The organism is Exiguobacterium sp. PHA03 (genome assembly GCF_041945985.1).
Taxonomy (GTDB): Bacteria; Bacillota; Bacilli; order Exiguobacteriales; family Exiguobacteriaceae; genus Exiguobacterium_A.
This window is the reverse complement of record NZ_JAUTYQ010000004.1, coordinates 106736-120017: the sequence shown is the minus strand read 5'-3', so window position 1 is coordinate 120017 and position 13282 is coordinate 106736. Positions and strand designations below refer to the sequence as shown.

Annotated in this window: 18 protein-coding genes; 13 read left to right on the top strand and 5 right to left on the bottom strand. The window is 43.4% G+C overall.

All coding sequences use genetic code 11. The annotated features are described in order from the left end of the window. Positions 1-4: 4 nt before the first annotated feature. Genes thiD through Q7C19_RS14400 form a run of 5 tightly spaced genes read left to right on the top strand, consistent with a single transcriptional unit; the run spans position 5 to position 3066 of the window. A complete protein-coding gene (thiD, locus tag Q7C19_RS14420) occupies positions 5-808 on the top strand; it encodes a bifunctional hydroxymethylpyrimidine kinase/phosphomethylpyrimidine kinase (protein WP_056063516.1) in 804 nt (267 codons plus the stop codon). Beyond that, complete coding sequence (thiM, locus tag Q7C19_RS14415) at positions 789-1556, top strand: hydroxyethylthiazole kinase (protein WP_290787980.1); 768 nt, start codon at positions 789-791, stop codon at positions 1554-1556. The genes thiD and thiM overlap by 20 nt, the downstream gene beginning before the upstream one ends. Then, positions 1546-2184: a thiamine phosphate synthase gene (gene thiE, locus Q7C19_RS14410; protein WP_035412485.1), complete on the top strand. Its 639-nt coding sequence runs from the start codon at positions 1546-1548 to the stop codon at positions 2182-2184. Before thiM ends, thiE begins: the two co-directional genes overlap by 11 nt. Positions 2185-2216: 32 nt before the next feature. After that, a complete protein-coding gene (locus Q7C19_RS14405) occupies positions 2217-2639 on the top strand; it encodes a hypothetical protein (RefSeq protein WP_375092365.1) in 423 nt (140 codons plus the stop codon). A 58-nt stretch (positions 2640-2697) separates the two neighbouring features. Beyond that, entirely contained in the window at positions 2698-3066 is a 369-nt protein-coding gene (locus tag Q7C19_RS14400) for an ArsR/SmtB family transcription factor (RefSeq protein WP_035412491.1), read from the top strand. 44 nt (positions 3067-3110) lie between these two features. Here Q7C19_RS14400 and Q7C19_RS14395 read toward each other — a convergent pair whose 3' ends face one another. Both Q7C19_RS14395 and Q7C19_RS14390 read right to left on the bottom strand, forming a co-directional pair. Further along, positions 3111-3749 carry a CHASE3 domain-containing protein gene (locus Q7C19_RS14395; RefSeq protein ID WP_035412493.1) on the bottom strand — a complete coding sequence of 213 codons (639 nt, stop codon included), beginning with the start codon at positions 3747-3749 and terminating at the stop codon, positions 3111-3113. A 201-nt stretch (positions 3750-3950) separates the two neighbouring features. Next, positions 3951-4817: a YitT family protein gene (locus Q7C19_RS14390; RefSeq protein WP_035412496.1), complete on the bottom strand. Its 867-nt coding sequence runs from the start codon at positions 4815-4817 to the stop codon at positions 3951-3953. A gap of 136 nt (positions 4818-4953) precedes the next feature. On the opposite strand from Q7C19_RS14390, the gene Q7C19_RS14385 reads away from it, so the two are divergent. Then, positions 4954-5556 carry a hypothetical protein gene (locus Q7C19_RS14385; RefSeq protein WP_035412499.1) on the top strand — a complete coding sequence of 201 codons (603 nt, stop codon included), beginning with the start codon at positions 4954-4956 and terminating at the stop codon, positions 5554-5556. Between the two features lie 183 nt (positions 5557-5739). After that, the gene (locus Q7C19_RS14380) at positions 5740-6576 is read left to right on the top strand and encodes a formate/nitrite transporter family protein (protein WP_035412502.1); all 837 of its coding nucleotides are present in this window, start codon (positions 5740-5742) and stop codon (positions 6574-6576) included. Between the two features lie 35 nt (positions 6577-6611). Here Q7C19_RS14380 and Q7C19_RS14375 read toward each other — a convergent pair whose 3' ends face one another. Further along, complete coding sequence (locus tag Q7C19_RS14375) at positions 6612-7031, bottom strand: YkvA family protein (protein WP_035412504.1); 420 nt, start codon at positions 7029-7031, stop codon at positions 6612-6614. Positions 7032-7129: 98 nt separating this feature from the next. Between Q7C19_RS14375 and Q7C19_RS14370 the strand changes: the two genes are divergently transcribed. Continuing rightward, positions 7130-8353, top strand: coding sequence for an aminopeptidase (locus tag Q7C19_RS14370; protein ID WP_290754033.1), 1224 nt, complete (start codon positions 7130-7132; stop codon positions 8351-8353). A gap of 55 nt (positions 8354-8408) precedes the next feature. Here the strand turns inward: Q7C19_RS14370 and murB are convergent, their stop codons facing one another. Further along, positions 8409-9323, bottom strand: a complete 915-nt coding sequence (gene murB / locus Q7C19_RS14365) for a UDP-N-acetylmuramate dehydrogenase (protein WP_375092364.1) — start codon at positions 9321-9323, stop codon at positions 8409-8411. A gap of 245 nt (positions 9324-9568) precedes the next feature. On the opposite strand from murB, the gene Q7C19_RS14360 reads away from it, so the two are divergent. From Q7C19_RS14360 to Q7C19_RS14345, 4 genes are all read left to right on the top strand, one after another. Then, a complete protein-coding gene (locus Q7C19_RS14360) occupies positions 9569-10084 on the top strand; it encodes a GNAT family N-acetyltransferase (RefSeq protein WP_035412512.1) in 516 nt (171 codons plus the stop codon). A 14-nt stretch (positions 10085-10098) separates the two neighbouring features. Then, positions 10099-10584: a GNAT family N-acetyltransferase gene (locus tag Q7C19_RS14355; RefSeq protein WP_052019161.1), complete on the top strand. Its 486-nt coding sequence runs from the start codon at positions 10099-10101 to the stop codon at positions 10582-10584. Between the two features lie 29 nt (positions 10585-10613). Beyond that, positions 10614-10973 carry a hypothetical protein gene (locus Q7C19_RS14350; protein ID WP_035412515.1) on the top strand — a complete coding sequence of 120 codons (360 nt, stop codon included), beginning with the start codon at positions 10614-10616 and terminating at the stop codon, positions 10971-10973. 113 nt (positions 10974-11086) lie between these two features. Next, on the top strand, positions 11087-12022 hold the full coding sequence (locus Q7C19_RS14345; RefSeq protein ID WP_035412518.1) for a hypothetical protein: 936 nt from the start codon (positions 11087-11089) through the stop codon (positions 12020-12022). On the opposite strand, the gene Q7C19_RS14340 is transcribed toward Q7C19_RS14345, so the two are convergent. Then, positions 12011-12841 carry a GNAT family N-acetyltransferase gene (locus Q7C19_RS14340; protein WP_375092393.1) on the bottom strand — a complete coding sequence of 277 codons (831 nt, stop codon included), beginning with the start codon at positions 12839-12841 and terminating at the stop codon, positions 12011-12013. The genes Q7C19_RS14345 and Q7C19_RS14340 overlap by 12 nt on opposite strands. 149 nt (positions 12842-12990) lie before the next feature. Here Q7C19_RS14340 and Q7C19_RS14335 point away from each other — a divergent pair, with 149 nt between their 5' ends. Continuing rightward, on the top strand, positions 12991-13254 hold the full coding sequence (locus Q7C19_RS14335; RefSeq protein ID WP_035412522.1) for a hypothetical protein: 264 nt from the start codon (positions 12991-12993) through the stop codon (positions 13252-13254). Positions 13255-13282: the final 28 nt, after the last annotated feature.

The window sequence follows — 13282 nt, the reverse complement described above, 5'->3', positions numbered from 1 at the left end:
AAATATGAAACATGTATTGACGATTGCGGGATCTGACTCCGGTGGTGGAGCTGGAATTCAGGCAGATTTAAAGACATTTTCGGCATTGGGCGTTTATGGGATGAGTGTTTTGACGGCGGTAACGGCTCAAAATACACTGGGCGTTCAAGCAGTAGAAGAGTTATCATCGGAAATCGTTGATGCCCAATTAGCTTCAATCTTTTCAGATATTCGTGTGGATGCTATCAAAATCGGTATGGTCTCGAATGCACAAACGATTCACGTCATTGCAACACATCTTCGCAAACAGACAGTTCCGATCATACTAGACCCTGTCATGGTCGCAAAAGGCGGGCATGCCCTATTGCGGACGGAGGCAGAGGAAGCACTAATCGCGGAGTTACTGCCACTTGCGACACTCGTCACACCAAATTTACCGGAAGCAGAGCGCTTAACAGGGCAGTCAGTTACTAATCTAGAGGAGATGCGACTGGCGATGCATCAGTTGGCTATGAAGACTGGAGCCGTCTTGCTAAAAGGTGGACATCTACCGGGAGCTGCCACGGATTTATTATGGGACGGGCAAGAGGAATACCGTTTCACATCAGATCGGTTAGATAATCAACATACTCATGGAACAGGCTGTACCTTATCTGCAGCGATTGCGGCACGGATGGCACTTGGAGAAGCTTTACCGGACAGTGTACGTCAGGCCAAGAAGTATGTTACAGAGGCGATTCGTCATGGATTTGCTCTCGGACAAGGGATTGGACCGACACATCATTTTCATTCACTTTGGAGGGATACACATGTTTACGACCATTCTTAAACACAAACCACTCATTCATCATTTGACGAACACAGTCACGATCAATGATTGCGCCAATGTCACACTCGCCGTTGGCGCATCTCCAGTCATGGCGGAGGATATTCGCGAAGTGGAAGAGATGGTTCGACTTGCGCAAGCTCTTGTCTTGAACATTGGAACAATTGATGCAGACATGCAAGCAGCTCAACGACTCGCCGCAAGCGAAGCGAGACGCTTGAACGTTCCGATCATCCTTGATCCAGTTGGAGCGGGAGCTACATCATTGCGTACGTCCTTTTCAAAAGAATTGAGTAGACTCGGATGTACGGTCGTTAAAGGAAATGCTTCAGAAATCAAGACATTGCTTGGGGAGAATGGACGAACAAAAGGAGTCGATGCTGCTAGTGATGAGATCATGGATCGAGAAATCATTCGTGCATTCGCTCGTAAACAAAAGTCCGTCATTGTCGTCACAGGTCCAATCGACTACATCACGGATGGCATGCGCGAAGTGGAACTACAAGTAGGTACGCCGCGTCTCGGAGACGTCACAGGTACGGGGTGTATGACAGCTTCTTTGATTGCGAGTTTTCTTGGTGCAGGATATTCTGCGTTTGAGGCAGCAGTCCACGGAACATTTATCATGGGAAAAGCAGGAGGACAGGCAGCATCAGAAAAAGGTCTAGGTAATTTCAAACGAGAGTTGTTCAATGCAATCAGTCTGATGACGGAGCAAGATTTGATGGAGGTGGTAGAACATGTCAATTGATTATTCCATTTATGCGGTGACAGATCGTCGATATCATCCGGGAGTTGCAATCGAAACGGTCGTTGAAGAAGCGATTTTAGGTGGTGCAACGATTATACAATTACGGGAAAAAACAGCGCAGGGAAAGGAATTCTTCGAACAGGCAGTCCGGTTAAAGAGATTGACGGATCGTCATGATGTTCCTTTGATTATCAATGACCGAATTGATATTGCGTTACTTGTCGGAGCTGGTTTGCATATCGGACAAGAAGATATTCCTCTAACCGCAGCGCGCCGTCTCTTACCGAACACTGTGATCGGCGTATCGGTAGCAACCGTCGCGCAAGCGATTGAAGCAGAACGAGATGGAGCATCTTATTTAGGTGTAGGTTCTCTATTTGCGACGTCATCGAAAGCAGACGCCGACTCGATGTCACACACGATGCTTCAAGCGATTCGCGAAGCCGTGCGCTTACCTTTAATCGGCATTGGTGGAATTACGGCAACGAATGTCGCTTCTCTTCCTATCCCATTAGAAGGATATGCGGTCATCTCGGAAATTTTTGCTAAAGAAGATCGACGACGTGCTGCACAACATATGACAGATGCTGTATGGGAATGGCATCAATCTCTTCAGAACAGGGTATAATCCGTTCAGAGGTGATTGTATTGAAATGGCAGATGATCCGTTTTCGGGGCTATTGGATCCGGTATCGATTGGAACCACAAATCATTCGCGTGGATAATCGGGGGATCTACCATTTGGGGAAAATTTTATTTCCGCGTCCTAATCGTGTATCTTATGAAATGGCTCTCTTGCTGAAGGAAAAGTATGAAAGACGCTACAAACGTCCGTTGTATATCAAGACAAGTTCGATCGCTACAGAAATTTGGGGACACACCCACTTAGACATCTATTATCGAATACTGCTTCGTCTCCCGATTCCTGCTCGATTACGTAAGCGTTATAGGAATCGATTGGAGAGTACGAAGATCATCGATATCGGTGTACGTGCGGTCGATCAAAATCGAATCGTTTGGGATATCGGTGATTACGTAGGGGGATGGTTTGTATTTTGGCTCATTCGTAGGCGGATGCGCTGAACTTGCAAATGTCCTGTTTCTCATGGTGCAATATAGAAATAGAAACGAGGTGACGGACATGGACATTCCCCGTTGTGAAACGATTGCTATTGATGAACAGCGTGCGTCTGAGATTGGACAAGTCGTTGATACGATTCCGACGCTTGAAATCGGAAAATTATTTAAGATCCTTTCAGATGCGACACGACTACGAATCGTTTATGCGTTGACGATCGAAGAGGAATTGTGCGTTTGTGACGTCTCTGCTTCTGTCGACTGCTCGATTGCGACAGCATCTCATCATCTTCGCTCCCTGTTGAAACAAGGGCTCGTCAAGTTTCGTAAAGATGGAAAAGTCGTGTATTATTCTTTAGATGACCATCATGTGTCGTCGCTTGTTCATATGGCGATGGAGCATGTACAAGAGGGAAAAGCAGTATCTGAATAATTTTTAGAGTAAACGAAAAGCGCAGCCGAAGCTGCGCTTTTCGTTTACTCTAAGGACGATTCGTCTGACTTGTTAGGTGCGAACCGGTGGGAAAAAAAGATCGTCGCACTAATTAATAAAAAGGACAGAATAGAGAGACTGAGACACATCCATTTATATGTAGCGACTAAAGTATCTGATTGTTGTAATTTTGCTTGAAGTGTCTTATACAAATCATCTTTCACACGAGATAAGTCCTCGAGAATCGTTTGTGTCGTTTGCGTCGTTTGTTTGGCAAGGCGCTTTGCTGCCGTTGGACTCTGACGCTCATAGACGACGAATACTCGTTCAATCTCGGACTCCCAGACATTATTGCGACGTAGTAAATCCTTGATTGCTCCTGGCGTGGTCGACGATTGATTTAGACTGTTTCGTAAATCATGAATTTTAGAAGTAGAAAAGTAATACTGTTCGAGATAACGACTATCTTCATACAATAAAAGACCACGCACCGCATTGGCACGATCTCGGTTATGTTCAACCAACTGGTCCACTTGATTGATTAACGGTATGTCATGATCCTTCATTTGCTCTGTTATCGTTGCAATCGTCCGATAACCGGATAGGGCGTAAATGATTGGGATAGAAGCGAATAAACTGATCAAAAGGATCAGCAGAATACGCTGACGCCAAAGTGAGTGCATGCAATCATTCCTTTAAATAAATAGACATGTCATAAGCTTAACTACTATCGCAAAAAAAGTGAAGCCTGTCCATTTTTTGAATAGGGAGAAGAAAGTAAAAAAATCAGTATTCCTAATAAAAAAGCAGGAAAGCTGGTGCAATACGAGAAGCTGTTTTAAAGTAAACGAAATAGAAAAAGCACAGCTAGGCTGCGCTTGAGTTTAAAACGAATACGAATGTTCCTTATAATTCCCAAAAACAGTATGGATTTCTGAGAACGTAACGAACGCGTTAGGTTCGACAGAAGAAACGATTTCTTGCAAACGAACGATTTCATTATTTTGAACGACGACATAGACCATTTTCTTCGTTCGGTTGGAGTATCCTCCCCGTGCATCAAGGATCGTCACACCACGACCAAGTTCTTTTGTGATGACTTCATTTATTTCATCCGCCTTTTCGCAAATAATGATACATTGCTTAGAAGCGGAATAAAAACTGTAAACCGTTTGAAGAGCTTTGGCGCGAACGAAGCTCATGATAAGAGCATACATAACGTGTTTCAAATCGAAGACCCACCATACCAAGATATAGATGACAAGATCTTGCATCAGAAATATGCGAGGAAGTGGCCAATTATGAAAACGAGCAAAGAAAAACTTTCCAAGAATATCGAGTCCACCTGTCGATGCGCCACCAAAGAAAATCAATGCCATTGCAAGACCAGAGACTAGACCGGCAAAGATGGAGGCAACAAGCGGATCATTCAACGACTCGGGAACGATCTGAGTCGGAATCCAGTCGATTAAAAAAGAAGAGGCAACGACAATGATGCCAGATAAGAACATGAATCGCTTTCGTAAGAAACGGAAACCTAAAAGGAAAAGGGGAATGTTTAAGAGCAATTGGGTTAATCCGATTGGAGTGTGGAAAAGCTCTTGAATGACAAGCGTGATCCCCATGATACCACCTGATCCGATATCATTTGGAGATAGTAGTAAGCTGATGTACAGGGAATACAGCAACGTACCTATGATTAAAAAACTGATTTTTTCAACTCTCTTTTTCTGTGGGTGTGTTGTAGTCATGGCATTATGATGAGTGACCTCATGCTCCTCCTTCTGTGAGTATCTGCCTGCAAGAGTACGCCCATATGCATAAAATTTCAACCCTTCTTATGAAAAAAGATGAAAAAGGGTAAGTTTTTTTAGGAAGGTGATGAAAATGAAGAAAACATTCTTGATTATAGGCTGTATTTGTTTAGGCGTATTGGTGGGGATTCGTCTTTTTCAACAACCAGACGAAGAAAACCAACGATCTATTTGGCATGATGGTGATCTCGTAGCGAGACAAGTCGGTGCTTCCATGATGAATACGGTAGCTGTTCGCCAATTAGCTGAACAACTCCCGTTTTCATCAGAATTAAAACAGGTAGATGTCGAAGGAGAGTCGTTACGGCTCGCTTATGACGTCACAGGCAAAGAACGGCGTGCTTGGATCGGGACCGATACTGGTACATTACAAATGAATCAGGATTTCTTGAACGCTCGCTTATCAAAAGTACTTATGCATCATACGCTCGTTTTATTTTCGACGATTCCTGACTTGACCAATCTTGAAATTCACTATACCGATCCCTATTCGAAAGCTGATTTTAAGATAGATCGTAGCGCGTTCGATATCTATACACCATCTGACATCGAACGCGCTACGTCATCGTCTGGACGTTTTAATCGTGTCGTCATCGATGGATATGTGCTTGATGCCTCCAGACGACAAACCTTTTTCGAGCGTTTCGCATCAGGATTTTCAATTCAAACTAATTAATTGTATAAAGCAAGAAAAGGCATTTTTCACAATCTCGACACAATGATATCGTTTACATCTCGTTCTTTTATGAAAACGATAAAACAGGTCGATTCAAGACTTGAACATCTCTTAAGATGGAAGTATCATAATAAATGAATAAACATTGTGAAGTGTTGAACAAAAGAAAGAGAGGTTTCTACAATGAACGAGGTAGAAGCATTAGAAGGATTACGGAATAAAGCAATCAAGTCGACACGTATGCTACAACTGCGTCCTCTCGAATACTTAGTTCGTGCCATGTTAGCGGGGATATTCATTGGATTTGCAATAATTTTTACCTTAAAAGCAATTAATGGGCTGTATATGGCAGAATCACCTGTCGCGACACTTGTCGGTGGATTGACGTTCGGAGTGGCACTCGTCTTGATCGTTTATGGCGGTGCAGAACTGTTTACAGGGAATACGATGTATTTCACGACGGCAACGATGCGCGGCTATACAACGAAGATGGATACGATGAAAGTCTGGTTGATTTGTCTGATCGGAAATGGTCTTGGAGGATTAGCATTCGCACTACTCTTCTCTCAAACAGGTATCTTACAGGAACTTGGAATGAACAATTGGTTGTTTGCTGTATCGGAAACAAAAATTCATCATTCGACGTGGGAAATCTTTACTCGGGCAATCTTCTGTAACTGGATGGTCTGTTTAGCAATTTTCATTCCGAAGAACATGAAGAATGAGTTAGCGCAAATCATGATGATGATGGTACTTGTCGCAGTCTTCTTCGCATCAGGATTTGATCATGTCATCGCAAATATGGCATTGTTCTCTATCGCATTAATCGTGCCACATCCGGATACGATTACGTTTGCAGGAGCCATGCACAATCTTTTACCGGCTTTAGCTGGGAATATCATCGGTGGAGCAGTCTTCATGGGAATGATTTATACGTGGTTGAATAAAGAAAAACTAGAAATAGATGAATCACGTCAATCTACGGCACCGGTTCATATCGCTTCTAAACAAAATGCATAATGAAAAAGCAGCTGTCGCGACAGCTGCTTTTTCATTCATTCCATATGTTGAAAGCGATCAACATCTGCGGCGAGTTCTTCGTAAATCGTCTCGACGATTTGTGCGTCATCAAAGAGTCCGAGGACGTTATCGTCCGGTAAGGCGTCAACAGGAGACGTAAAGTACAGAACTGCCGTTAGCAATAATTGTTCTTGCTCCGCATGCATCTCGAATTTTTTCTGATAGAGGGCACGAAGCATTTCGAGTAGTTGTTTTAATTGGAAATAAAGGACGAGTTCTGCCTCGCGTTCGATATCAGAACTTTCCGTAGACGCGATATCTTGTGTCAGATGTGCGAGTCCGATTTCTGCTCGAATCAACAATTCTTGTTGTGCTTTTTCATCACCGACGAGATCGAGTGCCTGTCGGTGAAAATACGTATAAGCTGATTTAAAATCTCCGGGTGTGAATTCCATGATGATGCCTCCTTCTCTTCTCTTTCTAGTTTCGCCTTATTTCTTGCAAAATTGCAACTATTTCGTGAAAATAAAGATACAAGAAAGGGGATTACATAATGCCGACACAAGCAGAATTACAACAGTACGCGTCTTTAGCAGTGCGTACCGGGATCAATCTACAGCCAGGACAACAACTTGAGGTGCGAGCGGGAATCGAGAACTTACCACTTGTTCGCGAAATCACACGTGTAGCATATGAAGTAGGTGCTACGCAAGTATATGTACAATGGTCAGATGATGAGATGACGAAAATCCGTTATTTTGATGCACCAGAAGACTCGTTTGATACATTCCCGGATTGGTTAAAAGCACGTTACGATCAGCTTGCAGAAGAAAAAACAGCATTCTTATCGGTCGTCAGCGAAGATCCAGATTTATTAAATGGTGTTGATTCAAGTCGAATCGCGCGTGCGAATAAAGCAGCTGGTATTGCTCTCGCCAATTGGCGAAAGTTCGTCATGAGTGACAATGTCAGCTGGTGTGTCGTAGCAGCACCTTCTGAAAGCTGGGCGAAGAAAGTATTCCCTGATGCAGAGGAACCGATTGAGGAACTGTGGGCAGCTATTTTGAAGGCAACACGTGCTGATCAAGCGGATCCGGTTGCTGCATGGGCGGATCATGATCATAATCTGCGTTCAAAAGCGAAATTCCTGACAGAGAAGAAATACAAAACATTGCATTATAAAGCGCCAGGAACAGAGTTATCAATTGAATTACCAGAACGTCACGTTTGGTTAGGTGGCGGTGGTCCGAATGCAGATGGTGTTGATTTTATCGCGAATCTGCCGACTGAAGAAGTGTTCACATTACCGAAGAAGACAGGTGTTAACGGTCATGTCTCGAGTACGAAACCACTCAGCTACAGTGGTAACTTGATTGATGAATTTACTCTTTGGTTCGAGGACGGAAAAATCGTCAAAGCGGAAGCGAAACAGGGGCAAGAAGCATTGGATGATTTAATTTCCCTCGATGAAGGTGCCCGGTATCTCGGAGAAGTCGCGCTTGTACCACATCGTTCTCCGATTTCTGATTCAGGTATTTTATTCTACAATACGTTGTTTGATGAGAATGCTTCGTGCCACTTAGCGATTGGTCGTGCGTACTCGACGTGTCTTGAAAATGGTCCCAGTCTTTCAGCGGAAGAACTAGAAGCACAAGGTGCGAACGACTCGATGACGCATGTCGACTTCATGATTGGATCCGCGGATCTATCAATTGAGGGAGAACTTGCAGACGGGACGCGTGAATCAGTCATGCGTGACGGAAACTGGTCGATCTAAACGAATAAAAAGGTGAGTCCGAATACTGGGCTCACCTTTTCTGATTAGATTATTATCATGCTTCTTCCCCAATGATTTTTACTTCTGTCTCAAGTAAAATACCGAATTTTTCTTGGACGGTTTCTTGTACATGGCGAATGAGTGCAATGTAGTCAGATGCTGATGCGTTTTCGACGTTGACGATAAAACCGGCGTGTTTCTTTGATACTTCAGCACCACCGATGCGTGTTCCTTGGAGTTCACTATCTTGAATCAATTTACCCGCAAAATAGCCTTCTGGACGTTTGAAGACACTACCACAAGAAGGATATTCGAGAGGCTGCTTTGTTTCTCTTTTATGCGTTAGATCATCCATGACTTCCTTGATCAATGCTGGATCACCCTCCGTCAAAGCAAATCGTCCTTCGAGAATGATGTATTCTTTCTTTGAGAAACAACTCGTCCGGTATCCCAGTTCGAGTTCATCATGCGAAATGTTCAACAGATCCCCTTGTCGTGTCAAAACAGTGGCGCTATGAAGGCAATCTTTGACTTCTCCACCGTAGGCGCCTGCATTCATGATCAACGCGCCACCAATCGTTCCCGGAATCCCGCAAGCAAATTCAAGACCACTCAGTTGATGCGCATACGCAACACGAGACGCCTCGATGATTGCTGCGCCACTTTGAGCGACGAGTTCATGTCCTTCGACCGAAATGTCGGTTAACTTTTCAAACGAAAGAACGATACCGCGAATACCGCCATCACGTACGACGAGATTCGATCCGTTCCCGAGCAATGTCAAAGGGATGCCTCGTTCGTAAGCATATCTTACGACAAAAGCCGTTTCTTCATAAGACATTGGGATGATGAAGAGATCAGCGATTCCTCCCATTTTTGTATACGTATGATATTTTAAAGGTTCATTGATCAGTACAGATTCTTTTGAAATGCCTTCATATAGCCCTGTCATTACTTGTTCAGTCATCATGGTCTCAGTCCTTTTCATAAATTCCTATCCAGCGCTTATGCGCTCAAAATATATTTTAACATTAATTGTGCAGTCGTTGTTCAACATACTGTTCCCAAAATACCGACTTATGCCGGGAATTGCAAGTACTAGGGAGTGAATGTCATCGATTAGTAATGAAAAACATCGCACAGGTAGAATAATAGGGAAGAGGAATGAAGGGAAAAGAACTCGGGAAAAGAAACATATAGAAGGAGGCGATGAGGATGGAAAGTGAACGATTATGGATGCGACCATTCGAAGAAGCGGATTTCAGCTTTTACAAGTCACTTGTTCAAAATGAGCAAGTCATGCGCTATATCAATGGTGGCGTTGCTCTGAGTGAAGATGAGGCACGAGAATGGTTTGATCGACAATTGGAACGATACTCGGATGAACGACAAACTGGTTTTTTGCTGTTATTCAAAAAAGAAACGAATGAACCAATCGGTTTCGCTGGATTATTGATGCAGGAAGTGGATGGAAAAGAAGAATTAGAAGTCGGTTATTGGCTCGAACCGAAGCACTGGAAAGTCGGTTATGGTCGTGAAGCAGCGAAACGTCTAATGATGGAAGCGTTTAATCGAGGGCATGATCGAATCATCTCGATCATTCATCCCGATAATCGTTCTTCTCAAAATGTCGCTCGCGCAAACGGTCTGAACTGGGAAAAAGATACGATTTTTAAAGACATCCCGGTCACGATCTATGCTGGACAATTATCACGACTTTGTCGTAACTAAAGAGGAGAGTTTTTATGTACGCATTCGCATTTGAGTCTTTTCATCACATGACACCCGATACGTTATATGCATTGTTGAAATTACGAATGGATATTTTCGTCGTTGAGCAGGAGTGTGCATATCCGGAACTAGATGATCAAGATCAACAAGCCACACACCTGATCGTACGTAACGAAAGCGGTCAAATCGTTGGATGTCTTCGGATATACAACCATCCGACAAAAGGATTAGCGATTGGCCGGGTTGCCGTTCATCGTACTCACCGATCAGTTGGATTGGCAAAACAAATGATGGAGAAAGCGATGGATTATTTGCAGGAAAAAGCTACGATCTACTTACAAGCGCAAGCGCACTTAGAAGGGTTTTACGGGTCATTTGGTTTCGAAACTGTATCCGAACCTTATTTAGAGGATGATATTCCACATGTAGATATGCAGTTTTACGCAAAGGATTCTAAAAAAGACTTCACGTCGTCGAAGGATAAACCGATGAATAAGTAGAATGAACTTTTCTCGGAGGTGGATCAGTCATGAAGAAAGTGCTGGTCATTTGCGCGCTTAGTTTAATCGGTATCCTCTCTTTAGGAGTCGGTATTTCGTATGCTCAATTGCAAGGGAATTACCGTGATTCTGAGCAAGAATTGATGACGATTTTAGAGCGACAACATGATTTATCGGCTTCCTCCTTTCTTGAAGTGCATGCCTCCTTTTCTTTACAGCATCGGCAAATCATACACGTCCGCCTTCGTGGCGAGCCTGCCATCACATACGAATTCATCCAACCAAAGGATGAAATCGAATATTATGGATCTGTCGGAACAAGTGTTGAAAAGACAGGGAAGCACGATGACGTCTTTCGAAATGCTCATCTAAAAGTCGGGGAAAAATAAAAAAATGGAGGATCTTTCGGAAACAACGGAAGATCCTCCATTTTTTGCTTTTAAGACGATCGGATATTGCGTACACTACGAAGAGATACTGGAATGAGGAGGTCGAGGGAATTATGTGGAAACCCTTTACGAAAAATCAATCAATTGCTCCGGCGTTGCAAGCCTTTCGGGAACTTGACGTTGAGATGTTTCGGACGCACGTTGCTCAACTGAACGATGCGGAACAACGTGCCTTACAATTCATTAAACGATCGCTAGAGCAGGATTCACCTGCTCATTTAGAACTAGCACTGGAGATGAAACAACCGTTCAGCGAAATCGATCGTCTGTTCCAAACGCTTGTCGCGTGTCAAAATCGTCAGCAGTTACTCGAGATGCTATTAGCGCACGGTCTTGACGTCAATCAAGTCTACACACTTGAGGGTCATCGCTCCATCGTCCGGCAGCCGCTTCACTTTCCTGTAGGTCTTTATGCGGCGCGTCATCCAGAGCTATGGACACTTGTCGCTACAAAATTGGACGTTACCTACACAATGCATCTTCAACGCAGTGATCAATTCATGGAGACGCATGAATTAAATCTGCTTGATCTCGTCTTATTACTTGATATCGAAGAAGAATTGACGATTCGAGTGCTGGATCAGCTGAGCGAATGCAAAGCGACCGTTGGGCTAGCAGAACGATTACAGCGCCCGACTTCACCGTTGTTGTTCAAAACAATTGAGGCAAATGCCTATCTTCCGACGTTCGTTTATGCGAAACATTACTTTCCATTCTATGCGTTGATTGGACGACAAACGACGCTCTTTCCATCTTTATTAAAACGTGTGATGCAAGAGCCTGTTGCATCTGAAATCTGTAAGGATGCCTTGCTTGCTTTCCATAACCATCATCCTGGACTTGCTATGACAATGGGAGACGTCTACATCGAACAGTTATTCGGGATGGGTCTGGTGCTTCGTGACGTGGGGCACGTTGATTTTAGAAAAATGGATGCGGAGTATGTGTTACCTGAATACAGAGAGGTCGTCGATCGGTTAAACGATTAACGGGGGATGATCTGTACTAAATGTATGCCAATAAGAGGTTAACTGGATATCGCAAAACATCGTGGGACGATATAGTCGTAATACGTCTTGCTGTGTTGAAAGAAAAAAGACTTCAAACGTTTGAATGTTCGAACGTCGTAGTTTTTCCTGAAACGTATGGAGTATGCGACTTCCGTAGCCTTGACGTCTCAGCCCAGGTAGACAGGTGATTTCAAGAAGACGAATGTTCGGACCGAGTTTTTGAAATAAGAGTGTACCAACGACCAATTGCTTATCATAGACTAAATAAGGAACAGCTTTTCGTCTGATTAACTTTTCTAAATCAGCAACACTGTGAGGGAAGAAGTGGGTGGATCCTTTGAGGGCATCGTTACGAAGAGCCAGATACGTATCTTGATTGCGTTCATGAACAGCTTTCAAACGCAATGTGGCAGGTTGTCCGTCTGATAATCCGATCAAACGAAATTGTTCGGCATATAAACTGTAGCCAAGCTCTTTCCAAATCGAGGTTACAGAAAGGTCATGTGGTGGAGAAACTTGTACGTGAATTTGTCGACACCCTTGCCGAAGGGCATGTGTGTGTAATGAAATGGCGAGACGACGGAAGGCTTGAATATCATGAAAAGCTCCGTTCGTTAAACGAACGACATCATGTACGACATGATAGCCAAGTGTCGCCTGGATCTGATCAGACTCGAGGTAAATCCATTGACACTCTTCAAGAGGCTGAAAAAATGAAACATCATACGGCTGTTGATGAGAATGTAGAAGTTGATGGACGTGTCGTCTTTGAACATGAGACAATTGACCGTAATACACGATAGGCAAATTAAATTCCTCCTTTAAGAAAGTGAAGATGGTTGCATCTCACTTTTATTTTACAGGAAATAAAAGGTATTTATATCTTTTGTTTCAAATAAAAAGTAGATGGATTCCTGAAGATAAGAAAGAATCGAGGCAAAAATATCATGAAGTATTTTTGGATCATCATTGGGTTATCAGGATTTCTAATCAGTGCGGATACATTGACAGTAGAAGCACGTGATTACGATGAACCGGGCGTGAGTAGTTCGACGACGTATGGTAATTATGGAACGGAAGACCATATCATCGTTGATCGAAAAGAACCAATTTATGAAGGATTCGATTCACCAAACGATATGGCATTTTTATTTGCCTGTATTGCTTTACTGGCAACGGTTGGACTTGGAATCGTTAATGCTTCTGATTGAGATGAATCTGCTCTGAGCCACGAGAATA